The sequence below is a fragment of the Aminobacter sp. GW821-FHT11F06 genome (assembly GCF_058808215.1).
The window spans coordinates 366,646-392,926 of record NZ_JBXARL010000004.1 but is presented as its reverse complement, the minus strand read 5'-3'; the positions used below and the strand labels follow the sequence as shown (position 1 = coordinate 392,926).

The window sequence follows — 26,281 nt, the reverse complement described above, 5'->3', positions numbered from 1 at the left end:
AGGCGCACGCGCCATCCGCGAGACGAACATGGGCACTGCCAAGTCCGCAGACAAATAGGCCGCAGCAACTTTTCAAGACGTTGTTGCGGCTGTCTGTCCGGTCATTTCCATAGGTACCTGAGTGGCAGATCGCCGCCAAATGAATCTCATTTGAGCGGATGCCTAGTCATGCCCAATCATAACTCTCCAACGTGGAATTATTCCTTGCCAGCGGCACTGCTGCTGATGGCTCCCTTCGACATCCTGGCTTCGCTGGCCATGGATATCTATCTCCCGGTCGTCCCTGCGATGCCTGGTATCCTCGACACCACGCCAGCGGTCATCCAGCTGACGCTGAGCCTGTACATGATCGTTCTTGGGCTCGGGCAGATCGTGTTCGGTCCGATCTCGGACCGGATCGGCCGGCGCCCGGTGCTGATATCAGGCGCGCTGCTGTTTGGGGTGGCGTCGTTCCTGCTCGCCGGCACGTCCGATGCCGCCGCTTTTGTCGCGCTGCGCGTGCTGCAGGCATTGGGAGCGTCGGCAGCGCTCGTGGCGACGTTTGCCACGGTTCGCGACGTCTATGCCGAGCGGCCGGAAAGTGCCGTCATTTATGGCCTGTTCAGCGCCATGCTGGCCTGCGTGCCGGCACTCGGCCCGATCGCCGGCGCGTTGATCGCGGATGGCTTGGGCTGGCGGGCGATCTTCTTGATGCTCGGCGTCCTGGCGTTGGCGGCGACGGCGAATGCGCTGGCAAGATGGGATGAAACGCTCCCGGCAACGCTGACCGCGTCGCGTCCGGCCTTCCGGCCTATCCTGGGAAACCTTGCATTCTGGGTCTATACGCTTGGTTTCAGTGCCGCGATGGGGGCGTTCTTCGTCTTCTTTTCGACGGCGCCGCGCGTACTGATCGACCGGGCCGGCTTTTCCCAGATCGGCTTCAGCCTTGCCTTCGCCACGGCAGCGGTTGCGATGATCGTGACGACGCGTTTTGCCAAGCGGTTCGTCGCGAAATGGGGCATATCAGGCAGCCTTGTCAGGGGCATGGCGATGCTGCTGCTCGGTGCCACCCTGCTGGCCGTGGGACAGCTGTTCGCCCCGCCGTCGTTCTGGAGCTTCGTTGTGCCGATGTGGGTGATTTCGGCCGGCATCGTCTTCACCGGGTCGGTGACGGCGAACGGCGCGCTCCAGGCATTCGGCGATGTCGCCGGCACCGCCGTCGCACTTTATTTCTGCGTCCAGAGCCTTGTCGTCGGCATCGTCGGCACGCTTGCGGTGGTTGTGCTGGGCGGCGACACGGCGTGGCCGCTCGTCGCCTACTGCGCGGTCATGGCTCTGGTGACGCTGAGCGCCCTTAGGCTGCTGCAAATGCGGCAGCCTGTGCTTGAGGTCGAGGCGGGCTGATCAGGCCCGCTTCGCCTCCACCGCGTCCCAAAACAGGGCGGCGATGTCGGCGCCGCCGAACTTCTTGACCTCGCGGATGCCGGTCGGCGAGGTCACGTTGATCTCGGTCATGTAGTCGCCGATGACGTCGATGCCGACAAGGATGAAGCCGCGTTCGCGCAAAGACGGGCCGATGCGGGCGCAGATTTCGCGCTCGCGTTCGGTCAACTCGGTCTTTTCGGCGCGGCCGCCGGCATGCATGTTGGAGCGGGCGTCGTGCTCGGCGGGCACGCGGTTGATGGCGCCGACAGGCTCGCCGTCGATCAGGATGATGCGCTTGTCGCCCTTGCGCACGTCCTTGAGATAGCGCTGGACGATGTAGGGCTCGCGGAACATCTGGCCGAACATTTCGAGCAGCGAGGAGAGATTGCGGTCGGCTTCGTGCAGATGGAAGATGCCGGCACCGCCATTGCCATAGAGCGGCTTGACGATGATGTCGCCGAACTCCTTGCGGAAGGCCGCGACCTCTTGCGGGTCCTTGGTGATCAGCGTTTCGGGCATCAGGTCGCCGAACTCGGTGACGAAGATCTTTTCGGGGCTGTTGCGCACCCAGGCCGGGTCGTTGACCACCAGCGTCTTGGGGTGGATGCGTTCGAGGATGTGGGTGGTGGTGATGTAGTTCATGTCGAAGGGCGGGTCCTGGCGCAGCAGGATCACGTCCATCTCGGAGAGATCAGTGCGTACCGGCTCGCCGAGCGTGAAGTGGTCGCCCTTGATGTCGCGCACTTCGAGCTTTTCAATGCGGGCGCAAACCTTGCCGTCGCGCAGCGACAGCCGGTCGGGCGTGTAGTGGTAGAGCTCGTGGCCGCGCCGCTGGGCCTCAAGCGACAGCGCAAACGACGTGTCGCCGGCGATGGAGACGGTTGAGATGTGGTCCATCTGGACGGCGATCTTGAGCGGCATGGAGGTCTCCGGCGCGGCTGGTCGATGGTGTTGACGCGGCGACCGACGACCGGTCGCGTGCTTGGTGACGAGGATGTAGCAATTTGGCGGGCTTATGCAATGGCGGGAGACGTTGTGGCGCCGCGATCTGGCCCAATGCGACACCGAAAGCACTGGCGGGCGAGGCGAAACCAGCATGCGTGAAACCAGTTTCGACGCGGTGTCGAAATCCGGACAGGCAGGCAAATTGAATACAATTCCTAAACGCTTTGCTGGCAGTGTCCTGCAACGATTCAAACTTGAGCAGAACAGAGACCAAGCATGTCATTCGGCGTCAGCCATTCGGACAGGGACACGTCGGATCTGGCCTTCACCGACGGCTTGACCGGGCTCGGCAACCAGCGCCGCTTCTTCGACAAGGTCGAGCGCCTGATCGGCGACCGCGCCGAGGACCCTGCCCCGTTCACCGTCGGCATACTCGATCTCGACGGCTTCAAGCCGATCAACGACCTGTTCGGCCACCGTGCCGGCGACGACATCCTGATCCAGGTGGCGATGCGCCTGCAGGCTGCTTGCGAGGGCAATTCGGCCGTGGCGCGCATCGGCGCCGACGAATTCGCCTTCCTCTACCCGCTGGTGTTTTCCGAGGACGCGGCCGCCGAAAAGGCACGCATGCTGATCGAAATCCTGTCGGCACCCTACGATGTCGGCGAGCGCACGGCGCGCCTGTCGGCCTCGGTCGGCTGCTCGCTATTTCATTCCGCCGATGACACCACCGAAACCCTGGTGCGCAAGGCCGAGACCGCGCTTTACCATGCCAAGCGCTCGGGCCGTGGCCGTGTTGTCGTTTACACCCGCGAGATGGAAGAGGCGGCCAAGCGCGTCACCCGCATCGAGCAGGCGCTGCGCCGCGCCGTTGCAGCTGGCGAGGTGACGCCGTATTTCCAGCCGATCGTCGATCTCAACAGCCGCCGCACCATCGGTTTCGAAGCACTCGCGCGCTGGACCGACCGCGATCTCGGATCCGTTTCGCCAGCCGTTTTCATCCCCATCGCCGAAGAGCGCGGCATCATCGGCCCCCTGTCGCAGCTGGTGCTGCGGAAGGCTGCGGAAGCGGCACGCAGCTGGCCAAAGGACATGTTCTTGTCCTTCAATCTTTCGCCATCGCAGCTCGTCGACCAGAACACCGGGTTGCATATATTGTCGATCCTCGAACGTACCGGTTTCGATCCGCGCCGGCTTGAGATCGAGATCACCGAAACCGGCCTGATGACCGACCCGGTCTCGGCGGCAAAGATCGTCGAGGATCTGCGTCGTGTCGGCATTCGCGTGTCGCTCGACGATTTCGGCACCGGCCAGTCGTCGCTCGGACGCCTGCGCGAGTTCCGCTTCGACAAGCTCAAGATCGACCGCGCCTTTGTCGCTTCGATCCTCGAAGACCGCCCGTCCGAACATATCATCCGTGCTATCCTGGCGATGTGCGAGGGCCTCGGCATGGATGTCGTTGCCGAAGGCATCGAGCTCGAAGCACAGGCCGAACGCCTGGTGCAGTTCGGCTGTGCTGGCGGGCAAGGCTATCTGTTTGGCCGCCCAGCCGACGCCGATGCGACGCTCGGCTACCTCCGCGAATCCCATCGCGGCGCGGTCTACGCCCGGGCGATCTGAGCCGGTTCGCATCCGCGCAAGATCGAACGCCCAACGCACACAAAATCCGGTTCCCCTTTTGCCCTGCCCGCTCTAATACGGAGGCGTGCTCCGCCGTGTCGAAGGCGGGCACGATGCGGGGAGCGATCATGATGCCATCGGCGCGATTTCCTGACCTCGAAGGCCGCTCGGTGCTCATCACCGGGGGCGGCACAGGCATCGGTGCGGCGCTGACCGAAGGTTTTGTCCTTCAGGGCGCCAAGGTTGCCTTCATCGACATCGCGGAGAAACCGAGCCGGGCACTTTGCGACCGCGTTGAACTGGCGACCGGAAACAGGCCGCTTTTCCTGCACGCCGACCTCAGCGATATCGACGAGTTGCGCAGCGCGGTGGCTGCCGCGGTCGAAGCACACGGGCCGGTGACGGTGCTGGTCAACAACGCCGCCAACGACGCCCGCCATGAAGTCGCCGACGTCACACCCGAAAGCTGGGACGCCAACCAGGCGGTGAACATCAGGCCGCATTTTTTCACCATCCAGGCGACAGCACCCGGCATGGCGGCCGCCGGCGGCGGCTCGATCATCAATTTCACCTCGACCTCCTACATGCTGAACATCGGCACCATGCCGGCCTATACGGCGGCAAAGGCCGCGATCGTCGGGCTGACCAAGGGGCTTGCCGGCCGCTATGGCCCTGACAGGATCAGGGTCAATGCGGTAGCGCCGGGCTGGGTGATCACCGAACGCCAGCGCGCGCTGTGGGTGACCGAGACCTCGCTTAACGAACACATTGCCCGGCAGTGCATCCCCGACATGATGCTGCCCGAAGACATGGTCGGCACCGTGCTTTTCCTGGCATCGGACGCTTCGAAAATGCTGACGGCGCAAACGCTGATCGTCGATGGAGGAATTTTGTGAGCGCGACATCCAAGGCAGCGATTGCCGCCGTCGACTGGGGCACGACGCGGCTGCGCGTGTGGTTGCTCGATGCCTCCGGCACCGTGGTTGACGAGCGACGCAGCGACGAAGGCTTGCTGGTGGCCCAGCACAAGGGTTTTGCCGTCGTGCTCGACCGCCATCTCCAGGAGATGGGGGCACCAGCCGGATTGCCGGCGATCGTCTGCGGCATGGCCGGTGCGCGCCAGGGTTGGATCGAAGCGCCTTATGTCGATGTGCCGGCCTCGCTGGCCGACATTCTCGGCGCCGCCGTGCCTGTGCCCGGCGTCGGCCGCGATATCCGCATCGTGCCGGGGCTTGCCCAGCGCAGCGCGCGCACGCCCGACGTGATGCGCGGTGAAGAAACCCAGCTTGCCGGCGTGGCCAGCCTGATCGGCTCGGGCAGCCATGTCGTGTGCATGCCCGGCACGCATTCGAAATGGGTCATTGCCGAAGGTGGCGCTATCCAGGGCTTCGGCACCTGGCCCACCGGCGAGATGTTTTCGGTGCTGTCTCAGCATTCGATCCTGCGCCATTCGATCGGCGACAAGCCGGCCGCAATTGCCCCTGACAATCAGGTGTTTCGCGACTGGTGCCAGGAGGCGCTGTTCGACGGTGATATCGGCGCCCGGCTGTTTGGCATCCGTGCCGCCGGTCTGTTGAACGGGCTGAGCCAGGACGATGCGGCGGCGGCACTTTCGGGCCTGTTGATCGGTGCCGAGATCGCCTCGGCTGTCAGGCGTTTTGGCCGGCGCGGCGCACCCGTCATCCTGGTGGTGTCGGGATCGCTGGGCGCGCTTTATGCCGAAGCCATGGCACTTGACGGCATCGCGGTGAAGATCGCCGATGCCGATCAGGCGGTGCTGGCGGGCCTGGTGGCGGCAGCGCGCCGCAACAAGATGTTGCCTGACGGAGCAGCCCAATGACCATGACAGCGCCCTTCCCGAGACTTGGCCGTGGACTGGTCGCCATCCTGCGCGGCCTGAAGCCTGAGGAAGCGCTCGATGTCGGCCGCGCGGTCTTCGACGCCGGCATCGAGGCGATCGAGGTGCCGCTCAATTCGCCCGATCCGTTTCGCTCGATCGAGCTGCTGGCCAAGGCGCTGCCGGCAGCACTCGTCGGTGGCGGCACGGTGGTGTGGGCCAAGGATGTCGACCGGCTCAACGACGCCGGCGGCCGGCTGCTAGTCAGTCCCAATATCGATGCCGAGGTGATGGGCCGCGCCGCCGTGCACAAGATGGTGACGATGCCCGGCGTGTTCACGCCGACCGACGCATTTCTGGCGCTGCGGCTTGGCGCATCGGCGCTGAAGTTTTTCCCCGCAAGCGTGCTTGGCACCGGCGGCATTGCGGCGATCCGCGCGGTGTTGCCCAAGGAGACGCAGGTCGGCGTCGTCGGCGGCGTGTCGGAGGCCGACTTCGCGGCCTATGCCAAGGTCGGCGTGCAGCTGTTTGGCCTCGGCTCGAGCCTCTACAAGCCCGGCATGGCTGCTGCCGATGTCGGTGCGCGTGCGCGGGCCGCTGTGGCCGGCTGGGACGCCATAGGCAAGGGAGCGTGAGATGACTGCTGTGATCCTGTCCGAAGAGGCCTGCGAGCTCGGCGAAGGGCCGACCTACGACCCCGCGACCGACACGCTCTACTGGTTCGACATCCTGGCCAACCGCATGCTGGAAAAGAAGCTGTCGGGTGGCGCGACCAAGGTGCACCAGTTTAGCGAAAGGGCGAGCGCGCTTGCCACGATCGACGGCGAACGCCAGCTGCTTTTGACCGAGACCGGCCTGCATATCCGCGATGCCGCGACCGGCAAGCTGAGCCCGCATATGTCAGTCGAGGCATCCAACACGGCAACGCGTTCCAACGATGCGCGGGTTCATCCGTGCGGTGCCCTGTGGTTCAGCACCATGGGCAAGAAGGCCGAGGCGGGAGCGGGCGCCATCTACTGGTATTTCCGTGGCGAGCTCAGGCTGCTCTTCCCGGCGATCAGCATCCCCAATTCGATCTGCTTCAGCGCCGACGGCAAGACCGCCTATTACAGCGATACCGCAACCAACCTGCTCTATCGCCTGGACTGCGACCCCGACACCGGCCTGCCGTTGGGCGAGCCAAAACTGTTTGTCGACCGCCGTGGTGAAAAGGGCGGCATCGACGGCTCGGTGGTCGACCGCGACGGCGTGCTGTGGAACGCCTGCTGGGGCGGTAGCCGCTTGGACGCCTATGCGCCCGACGGAAGCCTGCTGCGCTCGGTGCCGGTGCCGGCGTCGCAGGCGTCATGCCCGGCCTTCGTGGGTGCTGGCGCCGACCGGCTGGCGGTGACCTCGGCCTGGGAAGGGATGGATGACGCCGCGCGCGGTGCTGATCCGCATGCCGGCAAGACGTTCCTGCTTGATATCAAGGTCAATGGGCGGCACGAGCCCAATGTTCTGATCTGAGGCTTGGCTGTCGCCCAGGCGATGGCAACAGGTCGGTTTTCCGGCAAGCCTGGCGCTGGCTGGATGCGATTGTTAGGCGATGGCGATGCGACTCGCGTGTCGGCTCGCATGACAGCAGGACAATCGCCCGATGACCGGACAGAGATCGACGCTTATCCTTGTCCATGAACCGGAGCGCGCCTGCCTCGACCGGCTCTTGGCCGATGGTTTTTCGCACAAGGCGGCGACCGAGATATCATCCTATCTGGCGCAGTCGACCGACCTGGCGCCCGAGTTCGGTGCCCTCGCCGAGGCCTGCGTGCGACGCGGCTTCGATTTTCGGGCCGTCGAACTCGACGATGCGGCGGAGGCGCTAGCGTCCTGTGACCGCCAGACAAGCCTTGTCTGGACGCTGACCGACGGCATCGCCTATTTTCGCGGCGGTGCAGCACCTGCCCTCGCCCGGCTCAACGGGCTCGCCACCATCGGCGCCGACGATTCCCTGTTTGCTTTGTGCCAGGACAAGTTCCGCGCCGGTGCTGTGCTCGCTGCCCTCGGCCTGCCCGTGCCACAGGCCGGCTTGGCACGCGGCGGCAAGTGGCTGGTCGAGCCACCGGCCTCGTCGTCAGGCTATTTCGTCAAGCCGAACCGGCTCGGCGCCAAGATCGGCATCTGGGAGGATTCGCGCTGCCGCGTGGCGGAGGAAGCGCTTGTGCTCGGTCGCCGGGTATTTGGCGCCTATCGCGACGACGTCATCGTGCAGCCCTATGTGGCGGGCCGCAATGTGCGGGCGAGCTTTTTGGCGGTCGATCCCGATGCCGGGACCGAAACGCTGGGCATCGTCTTTGTCGATTCAGGCGGCGATTTCCAGACCATGGCCGACAGCATGGCGCTTTACGGCGACACGGGTACGGCCGCCAAGGACGCGGGCCACTATGCCGAGCCCGAACTGGTGACTGTCGCCTCGATCCAACCGCGCGCGGCAGAAACAATCAGGCAGATCGCGGCGAAGCTGATGGCGGTGCTTGGCCTGCGCGACGTCTTCTCGCTCGACTTCCGCGTCGAGGCCGACGACACCGTCCACCTCATCGAATTCGAGGTCTGCCCGGGCCTGCCGTGCTTCGATTTCCGGGCCTATTGCCAGACCGAGTGGCAGCTCGGCCTCGCTGAGGCGATGGCCGAGACGGCGGCGCGCCGTCTGCTCCGGTAATTCAAAGTACTTCTACATCCTTTGCGCATCTCAAAAGATGCGCGGCGCGTCAGCTCTGGCGTTCCATGCACACGGAGGTGTGCCCGGACTGGACAAAGCCGATCTGCTGGGCGGCACCCTTGGACAGGTCGAGCACGCGTCCCTTGATGAAGGGGCCACGGTCGTTGACGCGCACGATAACGCTCTTGCCGTTCTTCTGGTTGGTCACCCTGAGCTTGGTGCCGAAGGGAAGCGAACGATGCGCTGCGGTCATGGCCGATGGATTCATGCGTTCGCCCGACGCTGTCTTCGAGGTCAGGGCGTACCAGGATGCGCCGCCGCATTGGGCCGAGGCGGTGCCGGTGGAGGCTAAAAACATCATGCTGGCGGCAATAGTGGCCGCCGCGATCGCGGGCTTGGCGCTCTTCATCTTCTGGTTAACACTCCGTTGATTGCACACGCGGAGCGGTTTCAACCTAAATGTGGCAGCGAATGGGGCAACCGTCGGGCGGTTCCATGGCAGGCGCACACGTTTGGAGTCTCAGGGTAACAGTCTGTCAGATCACGGAGCTCTGAATCGAAGGAATATTTTCATACTTTTCGATTCGGCATTCAGGTGATCCCGAGATCAGGCGAATCGCCATCCCAGATAAGCTTGCAAGAAATACTCCGTGGTGCTGTGGAAATATACCTGGCCAAACGACGTTATGAACATAATCAGCGAAGGTGAGGAGCGCATGACAAGAATTGCCAATATCGTCGCCGTGCTCGCGATCATCGTCGGTGCTGTCTGGACCATGCAGGGTGCTGGCTGGCTCGGCGGCAGCTTCATGACCGGGCGCAGCGAGTGGTTCTGGATCGGGATCATAACCGCGCTTGGCGGTTGTGCCGGCCTGTGGTGGCTGCGGTACATCAGTCGCGGGTAGGGGCGAAGCAGGCCTGTCCCGGCCTTGCTGCTGCGCCAGCGTGTCGCCGTTCGGCGTCATTGAACTTATTGCGTTTTTTTGAGATAATGCTGCCAGTGCGAAGAACGCCCGACTGAGGAGTTCGACAGGCACGCACACATAGTCCTCACGGGCGCTCGAGCTTAACTCGAACGTATCCGAAGAGGATTTTTATCATGGCAACCCTTGAGAAAATGGCCCCCGCGGGCCTCTTGCAACACCGGCGCTGGGAGGACATCGCCTCGATGATCCTCGGCGTCGCGATCATTGCCTCGCCGATGCTGCTCGGCAATTCCGGCATGCCCAAAATGGTGGCGGTCACAGCGCTTGTGGGTGCCGCCGTCGTGGTGCTTGCCGGTCTCGAGCAGGTCTTCCTGCGGCGCTGGGAGGAATTCCTGTCGCTGCTGTGCGGCGCCTGGATGATCATCTCGCCATTCTTCTTCCAGTATGGCGGCGCGCTGCGCAGCTGGCACATCGGCCTCGGCATCGCCGTGGCGGCGCTGGCCGTGCTGGAACTCTGGCAGGATCGCAACCGCAACCTTGAGGCATGATGCCCCACCGAGAATGAGGCCGGCTCCCGGAGTTTGGGAGCCGAGCCTTTCATGTTGTAAGATCGGATATCCGGCCTAACAGTTCCGTGTCGGCCGGCGTCACGAGCGCGCGTCCTGGGTGCAGGAGGCGAATGACCTTGCCGCGCAGCCGGCGCAGGCGGTTCTTCATTCGACGCGCTTGGGCTTTTGCGTGAAGGCGCGCTATCTCCGTATGCAACGCAGCCGTCTCGGCAAAGCGCGCGGAGTTGATCGCAGCAAGCTCGAGGTCGCGAGCGGCAAGCTCAACGTCGCGAGCAGCAGAAAGTCGCGCGTTTTCAGTTCGCAGGGTGCGGCTTTCTTCTTCGTGCGCCGCAAGCAGCTCAGCTTGCTTTTGCTCCAGATGCCGCACACGGGCAGCGACGGGCATCAGGCTGACATTGGTGTTGCGCGCTCCGCGCTGTCGATCACGGCCCACCGCCTGCGGCCAGACGTGCAGATCGGAAACGATGTTGTCCACGCGCAGCGCCGTCGGGCGAAGATTGGCAGCTTTAAATGCCATGTTGATCGAAAGCTGGTCGCGACGCGAGTAGCGCATCACGTGGGAGGCCCAGATCTCCAGCATCGAGCGAACACGCGCCGAACGATGGTCCCGGACGAGCATCGCGCCCCACCATGGGCGCTCCTGCAGCACACTTGGGCAGCTGAGCGTGTAGTGATTGAGTTGCTCGAAAATACGCGTGGAATCGTCAAAGCCCAGCCGCGCAACCTCCAGGAACTCGTCCAGGACAGTTTCCCGGAAAGAGTGGGGCGCAATGAGGAAGCCGGTCTCCGGCTCAAACAGCTCCAGCAGGCGTTCGGGCGGTTCCTTCAAGATCACCGCATTGTCGATGTAGATCGAGCAGTCATAGTCCGCCAGATACAGATGCGGACGGATTTTCAGATCGCGCTGGCTCCGTATCGGGTCCTGCGGAAACAAGGGCTCCACCAGACGGCAATCCCAGCTCGCGCTTTGCAGCGACGGATCGTCAGTCAGGCAGATGAACGGCAGTTGAGAACGAGAGGCGACGGGCTGTTCGTTGAGTTCCTCATATTCGCCGAGCAGCACAGTGTAGACGCAGCATTTCATTCAAACGCCTCATCACTTCAACAGAACTCGGATGGCCCCAACGCGGAGCGGGCGCGCCGCCTGCGCAGCCGAGATGGCCGTTTTCTTGGTGCAGTGTGCTAGCAGTTTGGCGAGGCCGCAAGGCGTTGCGCGCAAAAGTTGTTGGCGCGATCAATCAGCGCTCAAGGAATGCGAGCTTCCAAGCAGAATGATACGTCTATCGGGGAGACAAGGTCAGTCGATGCCACTCGTCCGAGTGGCTCATCCGGTTGGTAGTCCGGATGAATGGTGCCCAGAAGAGGACTCGAACCTCCACGCCTTGCGGCACACGGACCTGAACCGTGCGCGTCTACCAATTCCGCCATCTGGGCTGGTGCGGGCTGATGTAAGCGGGCGAAGCGACTGTGTCAACGCGCTTTTTCAGCTTTTGCCGACGAATGCGGCGACGGGTTGGAATTGCCGCATTCCAGCTTGCCGCATGACGTTGGGGCAGGCAGCAAATCGAAGCCGGCGAAGGGTTGGGAGCCGCGAATCCACGGCTCCCGTATTGGCTTACGCCAGCACGTCCTTGGAAGCGACTGTCGAATCAGCGTTGAGCTTGTAGACTATCGGCACGCCGGTCCCGAGTTCGAGCTTGACGATGTCAGGGCCTGAAATGCCTTCAAGCGCCATGATCAGCGCACGCAGCGAATTGCCGTGCGCTGCAACCAGCACCGTGCCACCGCGCAGCACATGCGGCTGCATGTCGTGCATGTAGTAGGGCCACACGCGCGCGCCGGTGTCCTTGAGGCTTTCGCCGCCGGGGGGCGGGGTGTCGTAGGAGCGGCGCCAGATATGGACCTGCTCCTCGCCCCACTTGGCGCGGGCATCGTCCTTGTTGAGGCCGTTGAGGTCGCCATAGTCGCGCTCGTTGAGCGCCTGGTTGCGGATGGTCTTGAGATCGCTCTGGCCGGTGGCGTCGAGGATGTGCTGGCAGGTTTTTTGCGCGCGCATCAGGGCCGAGGTGAAGGCGATGTCAAACTTCAGGCCGCGCGCGGCAAGCTTCTGGCCGGCGGCCTTGGCTTCGGCGGTGCCCTGCTCGGTCAGGTCGACGTCGCGCCAGCCGGTGAACAGGTTCTTCAGGTTCCATTCGCTCTGGCCGTGACGGACGAGCACGAGAGTTCCGGACATTTTTGCTCCCTTGAGATTGAGATGATGAGGCTGGATTGGGTGGATTAGAGCCCGAGCACGTCGCGCATCGAATAGAGGCCCGGCTTGCGGCCATGCGCCCACAAGGCCGCCTTGACGGCGCCACGGGCGAAGATGGTGCGGTCCTCGGCCTGATGCGACAGGGTGATGCGTTCGCCGGTGCCGGCGAGGATGACGGAATGGTCGCCGACCACCGAGCCGCCACGCAGCGCGGCAAAGCCGATCGTACCCGTCTCGCGCACGCCGGTATGGCCGTCACGCACGCGCACGCTGTTTTCAGCAAGTGCTACCTTGCGGCCTTCGGCCGCCGCCTCGCCGAGAAGCAGGGCCGTGCCCGAGGGTGCGTCGACCTTGTGGCGGTGGTGCATTTCGAGGATTTCGATGTCGAAGTCGTTGGGACCGAGCGCCTGGGCGGCCTTTTCGACCAGCACGGCGAGCAGATTGACACCGAGGCTCATATTGCCCGACTTGACGATGGTGGCGTGGCGCGCGGCAGCGGCGATCCTGGCGTCGTCTTCCGGCGAGCAGCCCGTAGTGCCAATGACATGGGCGATACGCGCCTGGGCGGCGTAGCCGGCGAATTCGACGGTCGCAGCCGGGACGGTGAAATCGAGCACGCCGTCGGCCTTGGCGAAGGCGGCCAGCGGATCGTCGGTGATTTCGACGTTGATGATGCCGATGCCGGTGAGTTCGCCGGCGTCCTTGCCGAGATGCGGCGAGCCCGTGCGCTCGATGGCGCCGACGACCCGCACGCCCTCCATGGCGTGGATGGTGCGCAACAGCACCTGCCCCATCCGCCCGGCGGCACCCACCACCACAAGACCCATGTCGCTCATTGTCAGCTCCTTGCGGCGTGGTCAAACAGGCAGCCCTGCCGCTGCGCGAAAACTGCGCCCCTCTTAAAGCATGATGTGCGAAGGGGAAACCGCCTTTTGCCGCGCGGCAGGCAGGCCTAGAGGCGCCAGCGCCGGTCGCCGGTCTCCACGCCGAACAGTTCCGGTTTTCGCGCATAGGCGGCAAGCCCGGCAAGAGCCGCCAGCGGGTGCGTGATGACATAGACCGGCATTGAGGCCATCAGCTCGCGATGCGGTGCCTTGTCTTCGAAGGCCTCGCGGAAATTGCCCTGTTTCAATGCCGACACGATCTTCTGGGCGATGCCGCCGGTGAGGTAGACGCCACCCTTGCTCTTGAACACCAGTGCCAGGTCGCCAGCGGTGCGGCCAAGGCAGGTGACGAAGATCGAAAGCGCCTCTTCGGCAATCACGTCGCTGCCGGCGAGCGCCGCAGCGGTGACTTCGGCCGGCTGGGTGAGGACAGGTGTCTTGCCGTCGGCCGTGGCCACGGCGCGGTAGGTGTTGACCAGCCCCCGGCCACACAGGATCTGCTCACCCGAGATGCGGCCTTCGAGCTTTTCGAGATGCGGAAACACCTCGAAATCGCGCTCGCTGCGCGGGCCGAGGTCCATGTGACCGCCTTCGCCAGGCACCGGAATCCAGCGGCCGAGCGCGTGGATCAGCCCTGCGACGCCCAGGCCGGTGCCGGGGCCGAGCACGACGCGGCCGGCACCTTCTTCAGGCTCGCCGTCGCCGATCTTTTCCATATGCTCGTCGCCGAGCGCCACGACCGCGAGCGCCTGGGCTTCGAAATCGTTGAGCACGAGGATGTCGACGAGACCAAGCGTCGAAAACATCTGCCGGGGGCGCACCACCCAGGGACAGTTGGTGAGCGCAATCGCCTCGCCCTCGACAGGACCGGCAACGGCCAGCACCGCCGAGCGCGGACGCACCGGCGCGCCGTCGAGGACAGCGAGAATGGCGTCGTCGATGGTGGCATAGTTGGCGGTCTGGACGATGCGCGGTTCGCCGGCGTCCTTGTCGGCGCTCTCGACGATGGCGAAGCGCGCATTGGTGCCGCCGATGTCGCCGATCAGGATCGGAAAGGGGAGAGCCTGCGCTTGCTCGCTTAGATGTGACATGCCCGGTTTCGTCCCCGCGTCGGCGTTCAGCCGTTCTCTTGGTTTTCCAGCATGATCTCGGCCGTCGCCCGATTCAACGCCATGGGAATGTCGTAGACGATGGCGAGCCGCGTCAATGCCTTCACATCGACGTCATGCGGCATCGGCGTCAGCGGATCAACGAAGAAAATCAACAGGTCGATCTGGCCCTCGCTGATCAGCGCGCCGATCTGCTGGTCGCCACCGAGCGGACCGCTTTTCAACGGTGTCAGATTGAGATCGGGGCACGCCGCCAGCACACGCTGGCCAGTGGTGCCGGTGGCGACGATATGACAGGTCATCAGGAACTCGGCATGAGCGCCTGCGAAGGCAACCATGTCGTCCTTCTTCTCGTCATGGGCGATCAGCGCGAGACGCAATGCTGGTGTCACTCTCGGTTCATCCGGACGAACTAAATCGGTTGAAATCCATAGACCGATTTCCATGGCATGGGAAGCGTCGCGGCATGCTTGCCTTGCCCGGATCAGTTGTTCGTCGGCCGTGGACGCGGCAACGGAATGTCCACGGAAGGCCTGGGCGCGAAGGCGTTTGCCGCAGCCGGTGTGCCGGCATCGGTGATGACAGGCGTGTTCGCGACCTCGGGCTGGGGTGCCGGCGCGGCAACCACAGCCGTCGGCGCGCCCTTGCCACGGAAAGTGACGGCGGCTTCGGAGGCCGGCGAGGGTGCATCGAGCACGGCGCGGCATTCCTTGGGCAGGCTGGCCATGGTCATGATGTCGCGCGCCTTGGGCTTCTGCGGACCGGTGGCCGGGCGCCAGGGTTCTTCGGTGAACCACCAGGCGAGCGACTTGTCACAGCCGTCGCCGGGCGGCGTCGGGTCCTGTTCCTTGCAGCCCACAGAGCCCGCCTGGCAGCCGATGCGGACGTGGAAATGGTAATCGTGCCCCCAGAAGGGGCGAACCTTGCGCAGCCACGAGCGGTCGCCGGTGACAGTGTCGCAGAGTTTCTTCTTGATGCCCGGGTTGACGAGAATGCGCTCGACCTCCGGATAGCTCGCGGCGCGCTTCAAAAGCTTCGCATGCGCCGGCGTCCACAATCTGTCGATTACGCGATGGGTCTTCTCATTGACCATCGACACCGCGCTCATGTTTTCGCGCTCGCTCGGCGAAAGCTTGTGGTCAGGCATAGGCGTGAACCAGATGTCGGCATCGAGGCCGATCTGGTGGGAGGCGTGGCCGGTCAGCATCGGGCCGCCGCGCGGCTGCGAGATGTCGCCGATCAAAAGGCCCGGCCAGCCATCGGCGGTCGCGTCGCGCGACAGCTTCTCGATCAGCGAGATCATCTTGGGATGACCCCAGCGCCGGTTGCGCGACAGGCGCATGGCTTGCCAGGTCGGCCCGTCGGTGGCAATCGCCACACCGCCGGAGAAGCAGCCCTTGGAATAAAAGCCGTAGGAATGGGCAGCGATCGCCGCCGGCAGCTTCTTTGAACCGAACAGGTCCTTTGCCAGGTCGGACGCGCTGGCCGCCTTCATGTCGAGGCCGACAAGGCCAAATGTGGCGGCAACCATGAGAAGCCGCGCTGCCTTGCCCAGAAATCTGCCGAATAATGTCGTCATTGGAGTCCGATCCTCTCCACGAGCTTGGCCCGCCACGGTTACCGAATGGTAAATTTTGGCACCTCGCCCCCTCATTTCGCCGCATCGAACAGCCGGTTCAGGTCTGCCTTATCGGGCTGCGCTTGTCGCCTTCGCCTTCACCGCGCCAGCTGCCATCGGCCCACATGCTGTCCAGCGCCACGCGATAGTTCGGCAACCGGAATTTGTAGCCCAGCGCCTTGATCGCGGTGTTGGCGACGCGCTTGTTCTCGCCATAGAAGGACCGCGCCATGGGCGAAAGTTGGGCAGTCTCGAAAGGAATTTCCGGCGGAGGTGCTACGCCCATCTTTTCGGCGGCATATGCGACGACGTCCTGCGGCGGCGCGGGCTCATCATCGGTGACGTTGAAGACACCGCCATAGTCGCCATCGGCGAGGAACCACAGCGCGTCAGCAATGTCGTCGACATGGATGCGGTTGAACACCTGGCCCTGCTTGACCAGGCGTTTGGCGGTGCCGTTTTCGAGATTGACGAAGGCGTTGCGCCCCGGGCCATAGATGCCCGACAGGCGCAGGATCGCCACGGGACGTGCGACCTGCTCGCCGAGTTCATGCCAGGCTTGCTCGGCCTCAAGCCGCATCTGCGAGCGGCGGGGTTTCGGGTGGCAGGTGGCGGTCTCGTCGATCCAGGCGCCACCATGATCGCCATAGACGCCGACTGTCGAGAGATAGCCGATCCAGCGAAGGGCCGGCATGGCATGCGCAATGGCTTCATGCGCGGCGTTCAGCACCGGGTCGCCGTCCTCGCCGGGCGCGGCGGAGACCATCAGATGTGTTGTTACGGCCAGCTGCGCCCGAACTTCAGGGGTGAGCTGTCCGTCGAAGACAAAGGGCTCGATGCCGGCGGCTTCGAGACCAGCGAACTTGTCAGCCGAGCGGGTGGTGCCGGCGACGCGCACGCCTTGTGGGCGCATGCGGGCGAATGCCTTGCCGGAGTAACCGGCGCCGAAGATGAAGAATTTCTGCTCGGTCATGCCTGCTTCCGCTAGGGTTCGACTTGCGTGAGCTGCCATTCGGCAATCACGTCCTCTTCGGTTTCGACCTTCAGGGCCTGTTGCGCAAGACCCGAAAACATCTCGCCCGGCACAAGTCGCGACAGCGCCCAGATGGCGGCGCCGCGCACCAAGGGAGACGCATCGGCGAGCAGAGCCCGGCAAGGCTCGATCAACGCAGCGTCAGCCGAATTGCCCGATGCGATCAGCACATTGCGGACAAAACGGTCGCGGCCGATGCGCTTGACCGGAGAGCCCGAGAAGAAGGTGCGGAAGGTCGCATCGTCGAGTGCCAGCAGTTCAGCGAGGCGCGGCTCGCGCAGGTCGTCGCGCGCGGCGAGTTTTGCCTCGGATGCTGCCTGGGCGAACTTGTTCCACGGGCAGGCGGCGAGGCAGTCGTCGCAGCCATAGATGCGGTTGCCGATCTTTTGGCGGAATTCGTGCGGGATCGGCCCCTTGTTTTCGATGGTCAGGTAGGAAATGCAGCGCCGGGCGTCGAGCCTGTAGGGCGCAGGGAAGGCGTCGGTGGGGCAGGCGTCGAGGCAGGCGCGGCAGGAGCCGCAATGGTCGACCTCTGCTTCGTCCGGCTCAAGCTCGGCTGTGGTGAAGATGGTGCCCAGAAACAGCCAGGAGCCGAATTCGCGGCTGACAAGATTGGTGTGCTTGCCCTGCCAGCCGAGGCCGGCGGCTTCGGCCAGCGGCTTTTCCATCACAGGGGCCGTGTCGACAAACACCTTCACGTCGCCACCGGCGCGGGCGACGATCTTGCCGGCGATCTCCTTCAGCCGGCCCTTCATGACGTCGTGATAGTCGCGGTTGCGGGCATAGACCGAGATCGCGGCGCGATCGCTGTGCGATTGAAGGTCGCGCGGGTCGCTGTCAGGCCCGTAATTCATTGCCAGAACGATGATCGAGCGCACTTCGGGCCACAAAACGGAGGGCTCGCTGCGGCGTGCCAGCGTTTCGGCGATCCAGCCCATCGAGCCGTGCAGGCCTTCGTGGACGAACTGGGCGAGGCGGGCAGGGGCGAGCGGAATGGCGTTGGGGCGCGTGACGGCGACGGCGGCGAAGCCGGCGCGTTTGGCTTCGCGCTCGATCAGCTGGCGCAGGGCCGTATCAGAAATCGAGGTCCGCATAATGCGATGCCGGTGTCAGGCCTCGTACCCGGTCAGTGAGCAAGGGCCGGAAGGACGGTCGCGACTTGACCCTAGTGTACCATTCGCGCGCCGAGGAATATTCGCGCCATTCGATCTCGCCGAGATAGTCGAGCACGGAAAGCGAGGCTGCGGCGGCGAGGTCGGCATAGGTGATGCGCGGTCCTGCGAGCCAGTGACGCGTGCCGGCGAGCCAGTTGGTGTATTTCATGTGCTGGCGGATGTTGGCACGGGCCGCACGGATGGCGCCTGAATCGGGCGAGCCGCCGCCGGCCGATTCGGGCATGTGCGGCTTCAGCACCCGCTCACGCACCAGATGCCGGGTGACTTCGCTTTCGGTCTTGGTGAGATACCAGTCGGTGAGGCGGCGGATTTCGGCGCGCTCCATCGGGTCCTCGGCGAACAGCCGGCGCTCGCGCTTGAGCACGCCGCGCGTCTCGTCGATATATTCGGAGATAATCATGGCGCCGACGATCGGCACATCGCCCTCGGCGAGCAGCACCGGCAGCGTGCCAGCCGGGTTCAGCGCCAGGAATTCCTTGCGCCGCGTCCACGGCTTCTCCTCGATCAGCGCCAGCTCCTCGCCATACTCGCCGAACGCAAGGCGGACGAAACGGCATGTCGCGAACATTGGGTGATGGAAAAGCGTCAGCATGGTCCTGCGAAATTTCGTGATCGATGGCGCTCTGGCGAATCGGTTGCCGCGCCGCTAGAGCTTCTGGGCCCGGCGCACCGGGCTCTCGGGCGAACCGACCTATAGGGTGAGTTCCGTCCCATGACAAGCAATCGCGAATGAACCACCTCGCGGGGACGGAATGGATAGCCAGACAATCATCGACGCGCTGCTGCTCGGCCTGATCGAGGGGCTTACAGAGTTCATCCCGGTCTCCTCGACCGGCCATATCCTGCTCGCCGGGCATTTCCTCGGCTTCAACTCGACCGGCAAGACCTTCGAAATCCTGATCCAGCTCGGCGCCATCCTGGCGATCCTGTCGGTCTATTCGGCGCGGCTGTGGCAGATGCTGATCACCTTGCCGCGCGATCCCAACACCCAGCGTTTCGTCGCAGGCATCCTGATCGCCTTCCTGCCAGCGGCGATCATCGGCGCTTTGGCGCATGATTTCATCAAGACGGTGCTGTTTGAGTCGCCGAAGCTGATCTGCACAATGCTGATCCTCGGCGGCCTCGTGCTGCTGTTTCTCGACAAGCTCGACCTCAAGCCGCGTTACGGTGACGTCACCAAGTTTCCGCTGTCGGTCTATCTCAGGATCGGCCTGTTCCAGTGCCTGGCGATGATCCCCGGCACCTCGCGCTCGGGTGCGACGATCGTCGGTTCGCTTTTGATGGGCGTGGAAAAGCGGGCGGCGGCGGAGTTCTCGTTCTTCCTCGCCATGCCGACCATGGTCGGGGCATTCGCCTACGACCTCTACAAGAACCGCGACGTCTTGTCGGCGGCCGACCTGCCGGTGATCGGCATCGGCTTCATCGTCGCCTTCGTCACGGCGCTGTTTGTCGTCCGCCACCTGCTCGATTACGTCTCGCGCAATGGTTACGCGCTGTTTGGCTGGTGGCGTCTGCTGGTTGGCGGCGTCGGGATGATCGCGCTTTTGGTGTGGGGCTAACGCCCCACCACCTTTGCCCCGCCATTGGTCGCGAGCCAGATGACATGGCGGGCGCCGCTCTTGCCGTTGGCGCGGACCTTGACCTCCTCGACGGCAAAACCGCAGACCTCAAGACGCCTGGTGAAGCTGCGGTCGGGACCTTGCGACCACACAGCCAGCACGCCGCCCGGACGCAACGCCGCGCGCGCCGCATCAAGCCCGGCATGGCTGTACAGGCTGTCATTGGCCTTGCGCGACAGCCCTTCCGGGCCATTGTCGACATCGAGCAGGATGGCATCATAGGTCACCTTGGCGGCACCAATGACGCGGCCGACGTCGTCCTCCACGATTTCGACGCGCGGGTCGTCGAGGCTACCGGCAAAGATTTCCGCCATCGGCCCACGCGCCCAGGCAACCACCGCAGGCACCAGCTCGGCAACGACGATGCGGGCATTGGCGCCAAGCTCGGCCAAGGCTGCGCGTAGCGTAAAGCCCATGCCGAGCCCGCCGATCAGCATCTGCGGCCGGTTGCGGTCGCGGATGCGCTCCGAGGTCAGCGTCGCCAGCGCCTTTTCCGAGCCGCTGAGGCGGCTGTTCATCAGCTCGTTGGTGCCGAGCATGATCGAGAACTCGTGGCCGCGCTGCTTGAGGCGCAGTTCCTCACCGCCACCGGGGATCTTTGCGGTGTCGAGAACGGACCAGGGAATCATTGGCAACTCATGAATTGGGAGATCATTTCGCGCTCCCTAGCATAAAAAATGCGCGGCGGCAGAAGGCCCCGCTTAGACCTTCTCCCAGCCGTCATGCTCGCCGGCACGGAAGATGGCGTCGATGACCTTCTGGTTGAGCACCGATTCCTCGAGCGAAAAGACGTGGTCCTTGCCGCCTTGTGCTGCGCGCACAAACGTCTCGACCTCAAGCCGGTACTGCTGCGCACCGGGAAAGCGGAACACGATCGCCTCGTTGTGGCCGGCATTGTGCAACTCGACGCGGTGATGGTCGTAGAGCCCGGCATTGAAGGGCGAGTGGATCTCGATGAACCCCTTGTCGCCGTGGAAGACCATCAGCTGGCGGTTGGCGAGCTGGGTCGAGAGATAGAAAGACAGTTCGAAATCACCGAAATCGGCGCGGACGCTGGAATAGATGTCGGTGCCGAATTTCTTGTCGCGCTCGATGCTTGCCTGCACGCGCACCGGCTCCTTGCCGGTCGAAAACCGCGTCGTCACCGTCGGGTAGACGCCGATGTCGGGCAGGGCGCCGCCGCCGAGGTCGAGCTGGTTGCGCATGTTGTTGGGATCGACATTGAAATAGGAAAACGCACCCTGGACATGCTTGAGCTTGCCGATGGCGCCCGACGCAATCAGGTCGCGCACCTTGAGCCATTGCGGGTGGTAGGTGACCATGAAGGCTTCGGAGACGACGACCTTCTTGCGGTCGCGGATGGCGATCAGCGGGGCGATGTCGTCCGCCTTGAGCGCCAGCGGCTTTTCGACCAGCACGTGCTTGCCGGCTTCGGCGGCCTTGGCCGCCCATTCCAAATGCTGCGAGGTCGGCAGCGGGATATAGACCCCGTCGACAGCATCGGAAGCGAGCAGCTCGTCATAGGAGCCGAAGGCGTGGCGCGCGCCGAAACGCTCGGCCAGCGCCTTGGCCTTGGCGATGTCGCGGCTGGCGATGGCCGCAACCACGCCATTGTCGGAATCGGCGATTGCCGGCAGCAGCTGCTCACGGCCGATCTTGGCTGTCGAAAGTACGCCCCAACGAAACATCTCGCCTCCGGAACTTGAATTCGGCCGTGGCGGCCGCCAACCCGAACTGTGCGCAAAAGGGGCGTAAAATGCCAGCGGAGATTGGCACGGTCAGGCACGGCGGGCAGCGAAACTCATCTCGAAATCAACGATGTTGGAGTAGATCGGCGTGCCGACATCCATTCCGTAGCGCGAGCGCAGCACCTTGCCGGAGACGTGGAAGTGAAGCTGCCCGTTCTTCAGGCCCTGCAGCTGCGCCTGAAACTTCTCGGTGGAGGTCCGGCCGCGCGCGGTCAATTGTCCGGTGACAACTGCCGAACTGTCGCTGGTGCGCTGCACTGACGTCGAGCGGAAGGTGATCTGGCGCGAATTGGCGGCATCGAAGACGGCGTCCGACTTCAGGAACGCATCGACGCGGCCTTCGCCGGTGCCGACGCTGTCGGGATAGATGGTGATGTCGACCTTCGAACGGCCAATATCGCCGCCGTCGATGCTGATGCTGCCGGAGAAGCGGCCAAAGGCGCCGTTCAGCCCGCCGCCGCCGACCTTGCCGATGTTGAAGCGGATACTCGAACCATTGGCCGAGATGGCATAGCGCCCGGCAGCCTCTGAAAGCGCCACTGCCGAAGCGGTACCGCCGATCAACCCAAGCGCCAGGACGGTTGCAACGCCAAGAACACGCAAAGACATCTCATCATACTCCCTGATGGCGCGGCGCACTTGCCACGCACGCAACCAACGAATCAGCGGCGGCGGCTATTCCGGCTTTCGTGCGCGGTTTGCGACAAAGGGCGAAAGCATCCTGACCAACACCACGTCGCGCAGCCAGAAATGGTGGCGCAAGGCCGCCAAAATGTGCAGCACAACCAAGGCGATGGCGGCATAAGCCAGCCATTTGTGGCTGAAGATCCAGAAATTCTCCGCCTGCTCGGAAACCGAAAGCGGCAAATTGGGCATCAAAAACAGGTTGAACGGCATGGACGGGATTTCGAGCACCGAGACGGAAACCAGCGCCCAGCCCGACAGCGGCACCACGAGCTGCGCCGCATAGAGCGCGAAATGCACCGCAGGCGCCGCCGCGCGCTCGACCGATCCGACCTCGTCAGGCAGTTCGGGGCTCAGATTGGCGAGCCGCCAGCCGATACGGACAAGGACCAGCCCAAGCAGCAGGAAGCCGAAGGATTTGTGCAGCTGGATCAGCTCGAACGCGGTGCGCTGGCTGGCGATGCGAACCATCGCCCAGCCAAGCACGAACTGGCCGATAAAGATCAGCCCGATCAGCCAATGAAGGACGATCGCGGCCCAGCCGTAACGCGTGGTCGTGTTGCGCAGCATGGAAGACATCTCCAATGCACAACGAATTCTAGGCGCGATTCATCCAGGTGGATAACGGAATCAAATGACCGTCTCTCACCAATCCGCGACCGAGACCTCCGGCCACATCTGTTTTACGCGCCGGCCCTTGGTTTCGTGGGTGAGGCGATTGTCGTGGCGGTGATTGGGCAACACACGGAAGGAAAAGATGTCGTCCAGGCCGAATGGGGCACAAAGCTCCGGCATCTTGTCCGGTGTCAGGCGCAGGCCGACGGCATGGGTGCGCGAGGCGAAATGTTCGAGGGATTCGGCGCTCGACACAAGCGGGGCGCGCGGATAGCCGAAATGCTGCTCGAACCAGAGATGAACGCGCGCCTGGTTGCGGATTTCGACCGGCAGCGGCAGGTTCGTGAACAGCTCGGCACCTTGCCGGATCGCAGCGTCCTCGGCTTCCCATGACAGGTCCGCAGCGTCGAAATAAAACAGGTCGACATCCCTAATGCCGTAGCCCGTGGGGCGGCCGGTCAGATGGTTCCAGATGCTGTTGTAGAGCGCGCCCGAGACGATCATCCATTGCGGCAGGGCCAGCCGCGCTGCCCCGTCGAGCGCTCCGCAAACCAGCGGATCAGCCAGAAGGATGTCGAAAAAGGCCTGCCGTTGCTCTTCGAACGGCAGGCCTGCGTAGCGAAGGTGGTCCATCGCCGCCTCGAACCTATCAGCTGCGCAGCACGCCGCCTGTCTGTTTCTTGACGTTTTCGACGATGCGGGCGGCGAGTGCTTCGAAATCCTGGTCGGTCAGGGTCTTTTCCTGCGGCTGGATCGAGACCTCGATGGCAATCGACTTCTTGCCTTCGCCAAGCGACGCGCCCTCGAAAATGTCGAACACCGAAACGGCAGTGATCAGCTTCTTGTCGGCGGCGAGCGCCGCGCGCGTCAGCGTGCCGGCCTCGACCGCCTTGTCGACGACGAAGGCGAAGTCGCGCTTGACCGCCTGGAAGGCCGACAGGTCGAGCCTTGGCTTGGTCTTGGTCGGCTTGGCCTTGGGCTCGGGGACGGCATCGACATAAACCTCGAAGCCGCAGAGCGGGCCCGACACGTCGAGACCTTCGAGCGTCCTTGGGTGGAACTCGCCGAAGGTGCCGAGCACGACCTTGGGGCCGAGCTTGATCACGCCGGAACGGCCGGGATGATACCACTCTGGCGCGCCGGTTTCGATCTGCAGCCGGTCGACAGGTGCACCGCACGCTTCGAGTGCGGCGATCGCATCGGCCTTGGCGTCGAAGACACCGACATTGCCGGCATTGCCGGCCCAGTTGCGGCCCGAGCCTTCGAGCTTGGCGGTGCCACGGCGGACACCAGATGCAACGCGGCGCTGGCCGTCTGCCGTGTCGCTCTCATAGATGCCGGAAACCTCGAACAAGGCGACATCGCCCAGGCCACGGTCGGCGTTGCGCTGGGCAGCGGCGATCAGGCCCGGCAGCAGCGAGGGCCGCATGTCGGACATGTCGGCTGCGATCGGGTTCGACAGCTTCAGCTCAGGCTTGCCGCCGCCGAACAGCTCGGCGTGCTTGGCCGGGATGAACGACCAGGTGACGGCCTCCATCATGCCGCGCACGGCAAGCGCGCGGCGCGCCGCACGGGTACGGATCTGCAGCGTGGTCAGGATCTTGCCATTGACCGCGTCATGGGCGCCAAGCGGCTGCGGCGCGATGTTGTCGACGCCGTGGATGCGCATCACCTCTTCGACCAGATCAGCCTTGCCGTCGACGTCGGGGCGCCAGGACGGAACCGTGACATCGACCACGTCGCCATCACCCTTCACGCCGAAACCGAGGCGGGCCAGGATGTCGAGGCTCTCGGCCTTCGGCACGTCGATGCCGGTCAGGCGCTTGACCTCGGACAGCGGCAGGGAAACGACCTTGGCCTTGTGGCCGGCATAACCTGTCACATCGGTCCTGGTCGGCTGACCGCCGCAGAGTTCGAGCACCAGTTTGGTGGCCAGCTCGACGCCGGGAACCATGAATTCGGGATCGACGCCACGCTCGAAGCGGTAGCGCGCATCGGTGATGATGCCGAGCGCGCGGCCGGTACGGGCCGTGGTGATCGGGTCCCAAAGTGCCGACTCGATCAGCACGTCAGTGGTGTTTTCGTCGCAGCCGGAATGCTCGCCGCCCATGATGCCGGCGATGGATTCGACGCCGTTGTCATCAGAGATGACGCACATCTCCGATGTCGGCGCATATTCGCGCCCGTCGAGTGCCAGCACCTTGTCGCCCTCGCGGCCACGGCGGACCACCAGATTGCCGGCGACCTTTTTGGCATCGAAGACGTGCAATGGGCGGCCACGGTCGAAGGTGACGTAGTTGGTGATGTCGACCAGCGCATTGATGGGGCGCAGGCCGATGGCGATCAGGCGCTGCTGCATCCACTTGGGCGAGGGGCCGTTGTTGACGCCGCGAACGAGCCTGAGCGCGAAGCCGGGGCACAGCTCGGGGGCCTCGATGGTCACCTTGACCGGGCAGTCGCCTTCACCATCGATCGGCGCAACCGCGCCGTCCTTGAGCGTGCCGAGGCCGGACGCGGCGAGATCGCGAGCGATGCCATAGACGCTGGTGGCGTCGGGACGGTTCGGCGTCAAATTGATCTCGATCATGGGATCGTCGAGATGGGCGTATGCGGCGAAGGACGTGCCCACAGGCGCATCGGCCGGCAGGTCGATGATGCCATTGTGCTCGTCCGACAGCTGCAATTCGCGCTCGGAGCACATCATGCCGTGGCTTTCGACGCCGCGGATCTTGCCGACGGAAAGCGTGACGTCGATGCCGGGCACATAGGCGCCGGGGGCGGCGAAAGCGCCGATGAGGCCCGCACGCGCGTTGGGCGCTCCGCAGACGACCTGCACAGGCTTGCCGTCGCCGGTGTCGACCGTCAGCACCTGCAGCTTGTCGGCGTCGGGGTGACGCTCAGCCGTCAGCACCTTGGCGATGACGAAGGGCTTCAGTGCCGCCTTGTCGTCGACGGATTCGACTTCGAGGCCGATCGAGGTCAGCCGCTCGACGATCTGTTCGAGCGAAGCGTCGGTGTCGAGATGGTCCTTGAGCCAGGAGAGGGTGAATTTCATGGGTTCACTCGTTTCGTGTCGTTGCGGTCGAGCACTTCCACCACCCGGAACCGCTCACAAACCAAAATCATGTCAGGCGAGAAGCCGCCATTGCGGGCGAAATAGGCCTCATGCGCTTGCCGCCAGTAGTCGTAGGACAGGTCGCCTTCGCCTTCCGCGGCAGCAAATTCGGCATCGACCTCGTCAAAGCGGCGATGGATCGCCTCGACGGTCTCGATGACGGCAGCGCGCCGGCCGGCCCCGTCGAGCACGACATCGCGGCGGCCGACTTCAGGCACCGGCTCGGACCCGCCAAAGTCGCGTAGCGCACCGCAGGTCGCGGTCTTGCGACCCGACAGCACCAGCGCCAGCAACGCGTCGGCCAGCTCGGGGCTGTCGCCAAAGGCGAAAGTCACGGCATCGGCATACGGGTCGGCGACAGAACTCATGCGCTCAACCCGCCAAACAGCGTCGGCATATCGAGCGAAGCCTCGGTCTCGAGATGATCCTTCAGC

At 64.1% G+C, this 26,281-nt stretch carries 28 protein-coding genes and 1 tRNA gene; 10 read left to right on the top strand and 19 right to left on the bottom strand.

Annotated elements, in window-relative coordinates; all coding sequences use genetic code 11:
* Positions 1 to 168: 168 nt before the first annotated feature.
* Positions 169 to 1,383 carry a CmlA/FloR family chloramphenicol efflux MFS transporter gene (gene cml / locus AC1RTB_RS13325; RefSeq protein WP_492878343.1) on the top strand — a complete coding sequence of 405 codons (1,215 nt, stop codon included), beginning with the start codon at positions 169 to 171 and terminating at the stop codon, positions 1,381 to 1,383.
* On the opposite strand, the gene gshB is transcribed toward cml, so the two are convergent.
* Positions 1,384 to 2,325: a glutathione synthase gene (gene gshB / locus AC1RTB_RS13320; RefSeq protein ID WP_492878345.1), complete on the bottom strand. Its 942-nt coding sequence runs from the start codon at positions 2,323 to 2,325 to the stop codon at positions 1,384 to 1,386. It lies immediately after the preceding gene.
* 300 nt (positions 2,326 to 2,625) lie between these two features.
* Between gshB and AC1RTB_RS13315 the strand changes: the two genes are divergently transcribed.
* From AC1RTB_RS13315 to AC1RTB_RS13290, 6 genes are all read left to right on the top strand, one after another.
* A complete protein-coding gene (locus AC1RTB_RS13315) occupies positions 2,626 to 3,969 on the top strand; it encodes a putative bifunctional diguanylate cyclase/phosphodiesterase (protein ID WP_492878347.1) in 1,344 nt (447 codons plus the stop codon).
* Positions 3,970 to 4,097: 128 nt separating this feature from the next.
* Positions 4,098 to 4,865, top strand: coding sequence for an SDR family NAD(P)-dependent oxidoreductase (locus AC1RTB_RS13310; protein ID WP_492878348.1), 768 nt, complete (start codon positions 4,098 to 4,100; stop codon positions 4,863 to 4,865).
* Positions 4,862 to 5,809 (top strand): 2-dehydro-3-deoxygalactonokinase, encoded by a 948-nt coding sequence (locus AC1RTB_RS13305; protein ID WP_492878350.1) that lies wholly within the window; start codon positions 4,862 to 4,864, stop codon positions 5,807 to 5,809. Before AC1RTB_RS13310 ends, AC1RTB_RS13305 begins: the two co-directional genes overlap by 4 nt.
* Positions 5,806 to 6,441 (top strand): 2-dehydro-3-deoxy-6-phosphogalactonate aldolase, encoded by a 636-nt coding sequence (locus AC1RTB_RS13300; protein ID WP_492878352.1) that lies wholly within the window; start codon positions 5,806 to 5,808, stop codon positions 6,439 to 6,441. The genes AC1RTB_RS13305 and AC1RTB_RS13300 overlap by 4 nt, the downstream gene beginning before the upstream one ends.
* Position 6,442: 1 nt before the next feature.
* A complete protein-coding gene (locus tag AC1RTB_RS13295) occupies positions 6,443 to 7,312 on the top strand; it encodes an SMP-30/gluconolactonase/LRE family protein (protein ID WP_492878354.1) in 870 nt (289 codons plus the stop codon).
* Positions 7,313 to 7,442: 130 nt separating this feature from the next.
* Positions 7,443 to 8,501: a D-alanine--D-alanine ligase family protein gene (locus tag AC1RTB_RS13290; protein ID WP_492878356.1), complete on the top strand. Its 1,059-nt coding sequence runs from the start codon at positions 7,443 to 7,445 to the stop codon at positions 8,499 to 8,501.
* 49 nt (positions 8,502 to 8,550) lie between these two features.
* Here AC1RTB_RS13290 and AC1RTB_RS13285 read toward each other — a convergent pair whose 3' ends face one another.
* Positions 8,551 to 8,910: a septal ring lytic transglycosylase RlpA family protein gene (locus AC1RTB_RS13285; protein WP_492878358.1), complete on the bottom strand. Its 360-nt coding sequence runs from the start codon at positions 8,908 to 8,910 to the stop codon at positions 8,551 to 8,553.
* 307 nt (positions 8,911 to 9,217) lie between these two features.
* Here AC1RTB_RS13285 and AC1RTB_RS13280 point away from each other — a divergent pair, with 307 nt between their 5' ends.
* Positions 9,218 to 9,406, top strand: coding sequence for a hypothetical protein (locus AC1RTB_RS13280; RefSeq protein WP_492878360.1), 189 nt, complete (start codon positions 9,218 to 9,220; stop codon positions 9,404 to 9,406).
* Positions 9,407 to 9,600: 194 nt separating this feature from the next.
* Positions 9,601 to 9,975 carry an SPW repeat domain-containing protein gene (locus AC1RTB_RS13275; RefSeq protein WP_492878362.1) on the top strand — a complete coding sequence of 125 codons (375 nt, stop codon included), beginning with the start codon at positions 9,601 to 9,603 and terminating at the stop codon, positions 9,973 to 9,975.
* A 49-nt stretch (positions 9,976 to 10,024) separates the two neighbouring features.
* Here AC1RTB_RS13275 and AC1RTB_RS13270 read toward each other — a convergent pair whose 3' ends face one another.
* From AC1RTB_RS13270 to AC1RTB_RS13225, 10 genes are all read right to left on the bottom strand, one after another.
* Positions 10,025 to 11,080 (bottom strand): glycosyltransferase domain-containing protein, encoded by a 1,056-nt coding sequence (locus AC1RTB_RS13270; protein WP_492878364.1) that lies wholly within the window; start codon positions 11,078 to 11,080, stop codon positions 10,025 to 10,027.
* A gap of 265 nt (positions 11,081 to 11,345) precedes the next feature.
* Positions 11,346 to 11,430 (bottom strand) — tRNA-Leu (locus AC1RTB_RS13265).
* Between the two features lie 181 nt (positions 11,431 to 11,611).
* Positions 11,612 to 12,229, bottom strand: a complete 618-nt coding sequence (locus AC1RTB_RS13260; protein WP_492878366.1) for a 2,3-bisphosphoglycerate-dependent phosphoglycerate mutase — start codon at positions 12,227 to 12,229, stop codon at positions 11,612 to 11,614.
* A gap of 44 nt (positions 12,230 to 12,273) precedes the next feature.
* On the bottom strand, positions 12,274 to 13,083 hold the full coding sequence (gene dapB, locus AC1RTB_RS13255) for a 4-hydroxy-tetrahydrodipicolinate reductase (RefSeq protein WP_492878368.1): 810 nt from the start codon (positions 13,081 to 13,083) through the stop codon (positions 12,274 to 12,276).
* A 116-nt stretch (positions 13,084 to 13,199) separates the two neighbouring features.
* Positions 13,200 to 14,222 (bottom strand): glucokinase, encoded by a 1,023-nt coding sequence (locus tag AC1RTB_RS13250; RefSeq protein ID WP_492878370.1) that lies wholly within the window; start codon positions 14,220 to 14,222, stop codon positions 13,200 to 13,202.
* Between the two features lie 26 nt (positions 14,223 to 14,248).
* Positions 14,249 to 14,632, bottom strand: coding sequence for a methylglyoxal synthase (locus AC1RTB_RS13245; RefSeq protein WP_492878371.1), 384 nt, complete (start codon positions 14,630 to 14,632; stop codon positions 14,249 to 14,251).
* A 92-nt stretch (positions 14,633 to 14,724) separates the two neighbouring features.
* The gene (mepA, locus tag AC1RTB_RS13240) at positions 14,725 to 15,819 is read right to left on the bottom strand and encodes a penicillin-insensitive murein endopeptidase (protein ID WP_492878373.1); all 1,095 of its coding nucleotides are present in this window, start codon (positions 15,817 to 15,819) and stop codon (positions 14,725 to 14,727) included.
* Positions 15,820 to 15,916: 97 nt separating this feature from the next.
* Positions 15,917 to 16,831 carry an SDR family oxidoreductase gene (locus AC1RTB_RS13235; RefSeq protein ID WP_492878375.1) on the bottom strand — a complete coding sequence of 305 codons (915 nt, stop codon included), beginning with the start codon at positions 16,829 to 16,831 and terminating at the stop codon, positions 15,917 to 15,919.
* An 11-nt stretch (positions 16,832 to 16,842) separates the two neighbouring features.
* Positions 16,843 to 17,985 (bottom strand): tRNA epoxyqueuosine(34) reductase QueG, encoded by a 1,143-nt coding sequence (queG, locus tag AC1RTB_RS13230; RefSeq protein ID WP_492878377.1) that lies wholly within the window; start codon positions 17,983 to 17,985, stop codon positions 16,843 to 16,845.
* The gene (locus AC1RTB_RS13225) at positions 17,966 to 18,658 is read right to left on the bottom strand and encodes a glutathione S-transferase family protein (RefSeq protein ID WP_492878379.1); all 693 of its coding nucleotides are present in this window, start codon (positions 18,656 to 18,658) and stop codon (positions 17,966 to 17,968) included. The genes queG and AC1RTB_RS13225 overlap by 20 nt, the downstream gene beginning before the upstream one ends.
* 160 nt (positions 18,659 to 18,818) lie before the next feature.
* Between AC1RTB_RS13225 and AC1RTB_RS13220 the strand changes: the two genes are divergently transcribed.
* Entirely contained in the window at positions 18,819 to 19,625 is an 807-nt protein-coding gene (locus AC1RTB_RS13220) for an undecaprenyl-diphosphate phosphatase (protein WP_492878381.1), read from the top strand.
* Here the strand turns inward: AC1RTB_RS13220 and AC1RTB_RS13215 are convergent.
* The 7 genes from AC1RTB_RS13215 to AC1RTB_RS13185 form a co-directional block, all read right to left on the bottom strand.
* Positions 19,622 to 20,314 carry a spermidine synthase gene (locus AC1RTB_RS13215; RefSeq protein WP_492878382.1) on the bottom strand — a complete coding sequence of 231 codons (693 nt, stop codon included), beginning with the start codon at positions 20,312 to 20,314 and terminating at the stop codon, positions 19,622 to 19,624. The genes AC1RTB_RS13220 and AC1RTB_RS13215 overlap by 4 nt on opposite strands.
* A 72-nt stretch (positions 20,315 to 20,386) precedes the next feature.
* Positions 20,387 to 21,373, bottom strand: coding sequence for a Gfo/Idh/MocA family protein (locus AC1RTB_RS13210; protein WP_492878384.1), 987 nt, complete (start codon positions 21,371 to 21,373; stop codon positions 20,387 to 20,389).
* 90 nt (positions 21,374 to 21,463) lie between these two features.
* The gene (locus AC1RTB_RS13205) at positions 21,464 to 22,042 is read right to left on the bottom strand and encodes a YceI family protein (protein ID WP_492878386.1); all 579 of its coding nucleotides are present in this window, start codon (positions 22,040 to 22,042) and stop codon (positions 21,464 to 21,466) included.
* Positions 22,043 to 22,108: 66 nt separating this feature from the next.
* Positions 22,109 to 22,696 carry a cytochrome b gene (locus AC1RTB_RS13200; RefSeq protein ID WP_492878388.1) on the bottom strand — a complete coding sequence of 196 codons (588 nt, stop codon included), beginning with the start codon at positions 22,694 to 22,696 and terminating at the stop codon, positions 22,109 to 22,111.
* Between the two features lie 66 nt (positions 22,697 to 22,762).
* Entirely contained in the window at positions 22,763 to 23,365 is a 603-nt protein-coding gene (locus AC1RTB_RS13195) for a nucleotidyltransferase family protein (protein WP_492878390.1), read from the bottom strand.
* Positions 23,366 to 23,381: 16 nt separating this feature from the next.
* The gene (pheT, locus tag AC1RTB_RS13190) at positions 23,382 to 25,787 is read right to left on the bottom strand and encodes a phenylalanine--tRNA ligase subunit beta (RefSeq protein ID WP_492878392.1); all 2,406 of its coding nucleotides are present in this window, start codon (positions 25,785 to 25,787) and stop codon (positions 23,382 to 23,384) included.
* Positions 25,784 to 26,215, bottom strand: a complete 432-nt coding sequence (locus AC1RTB_RS13185) for an ASCH domain-containing protein (protein WP_492878394.1) — start codon at positions 26,213 to 26,215, stop codon at positions 25,784 to 25,786. The genes pheT and AC1RTB_RS13185 overlap by 4 nt, the downstream gene beginning before the upstream one ends.
* Between the last annotated feature and the right edge of the window lie 66 nt (positions 26,216 to 26,281).

Coding starts and splice junctions, on each gene's coding strand:
- cml (WP_492878343.1), top strand. CDS start 169: ATGCCCAATCATAACTCTCCAACGTGGAATTATTCCTTGCCAGCGGCA.
- gshB (WP_492878345.1), bottom strand. CDS start 2,325: ATGCCGCTCAAGATCGCCGTCCAGATGGACCACATCTCAACCGTCTCC.
- AC1RTB_RS13315 (WP_492878347.1), top strand. CDS start 2,626: ATGTCATTCGGCGTCAGCCATTCGGACAGGGACACGTCGGATCTGGCC.
- AC1RTB_RS13310 (WP_492878348.1), top strand. CDS start 4,098: ATGATGCCATCGGCGCGATTTCCTGACCTCGAAGGCCGCTCGGTGCTC.
- AC1RTB_RS13300 (WP_492878352.1), top strand. CDS start 5,806: ATGACCATGACAGCGCCCTTCCCGAGACTTGGCCGTGGACTGGTCGCC.
- AC1RTB_RS13295 (WP_492878354.1), top strand. CDS start 6,443: ATGACTGCTGTGATCCTGTCCGAAGAGGCCTGCGAGCTCGGCGAAGGG.
- AC1RTB_RS13290 (WP_492878356.1), top strand. CDS start 7,443: ATGACCGGACAGAGATCGACGCTTATCCTTGTCCATGAACCGGAGCGC.
- AC1RTB_RS13285 (WP_492878358.1), bottom strand. CDS start 8,910: ATGAAGAGCGCCAAGCCCGCGATCGCGGCGGCCACTATTGCCGCCAGC.
- AC1RTB_RS13280 (WP_492878360.1), top strand. CDS start 9,218: ATGACAAGAATTGCCAATATCGTCGCCGTGCTCGCGATCATCGTCGGT.
- AC1RTB_RS13275 (WP_492878362.1), top strand. CDS start 9,601: ATGGCAACCCTTGAGAAAATGGCCCCCGCGGGCCTCTTGCAACACCGG.
- AC1RTB_RS13270 (WP_492878364.1), bottom strand. CDS start 11,080: ATGAAATGCTGCGTCTACACTGTGCTGCTCGGCGAATATGAGGAACTC.
- AC1RTB_RS13260 (WP_492878366.1), bottom strand. CDS start 12,229: ATGTCCGGAACTCTCGTGCTCGTCCGTCACGGCCAGAGCGAATGGAAC.
- dapB (WP_492878368.1), bottom strand. CDS start 13,083: ATGAGCGACATGGGTCTTGTGGTGGTGGGTGCCGCCGGGCGGATGGGG.
- AC1RTB_RS13250 (WP_492878370.1), bottom strand. CDS start 14,222: ATGTCACATCTAAGCGAGCAAGCGCAGGCTCTCCCCTTTCCGATCCTG.
- mepA (WP_492878373.1), bottom strand. CDS start 15,819: ATGACGACATTATTCGGCAGATTTCTGGGCAAGGCAGCGCGGCTTCTC.
- AC1RTB_RS13235 (WP_492878375.1), bottom strand. CDS start 16,831: ATGACCGAGCAGAAATTCTTCATCTTCGGCGCCGGTTACTCCGGCAAG.
- queG (WP_492878377.1), bottom strand. CDS start 17,985: ATGCGGACCTCGATTTCTGATACGGCCCTGCGCCAGCTGATCGAGCGC.
- AC1RTB_RS13225 (WP_492878379.1), bottom strand. CDS start 18,658: ATGCTGACGCTTTTCCATCACCCAATGTTCGCGACATGCCGTTTCGTC.
- AC1RTB_RS13220 (WP_492878381.1), top strand. CDS start 18,819: ATGGATAGCCAGACAATCATCGACGCGCTGCTGCTCGGCCTGATCGAG.
- AC1RTB_RS13215 (WP_492878382.1), bottom strand. CDS start 20,314: ATGATTCCCTGGTCCGTTCTCGACACCGCAAAGATCCCCGGTGGCGGT.
- AC1RTB_RS13210 (WP_492878384.1), bottom strand. CDS start 21,373: ATGTTTCGTTGGGGCGTACTTTCGACAGCCAAGATCGGCCGTGAGCAG.
- AC1RTB_RS13205 (WP_492878386.1), bottom strand. CDS start 22,042: ATGTCTTTGCGTGTTCTTGGCGTTGCAACCGTCCTGGCGCTTGGGTTG.
- AC1RTB_RS13200 (WP_492878388.1), bottom strand. CDS start 22,696: ATGTCTTCCATGCTGCGCAACACGACCACGCGTTACGGCTGGGCCGCG.
- AC1RTB_RS13195 (WP_492878390.1), bottom strand. CDS start 23,365: ATGGACCACCTTCGCTACGCAGGCCTGCCGTTCGAAGAGCAACGGCAG.
- pheT (WP_492878392.1), bottom strand. CDS start 25,787: ATGAAATTCACCCTCTCCTGGCTCAAGGACCATCTCGACACCGACGCT.
- AC1RTB_RS13185 (WP_492878394.1), bottom strand. CDS start 26,215: ATGAGTTCTGTCGCCGACCCGTATGCCGATGCCGTGACTTTCGCCTTT.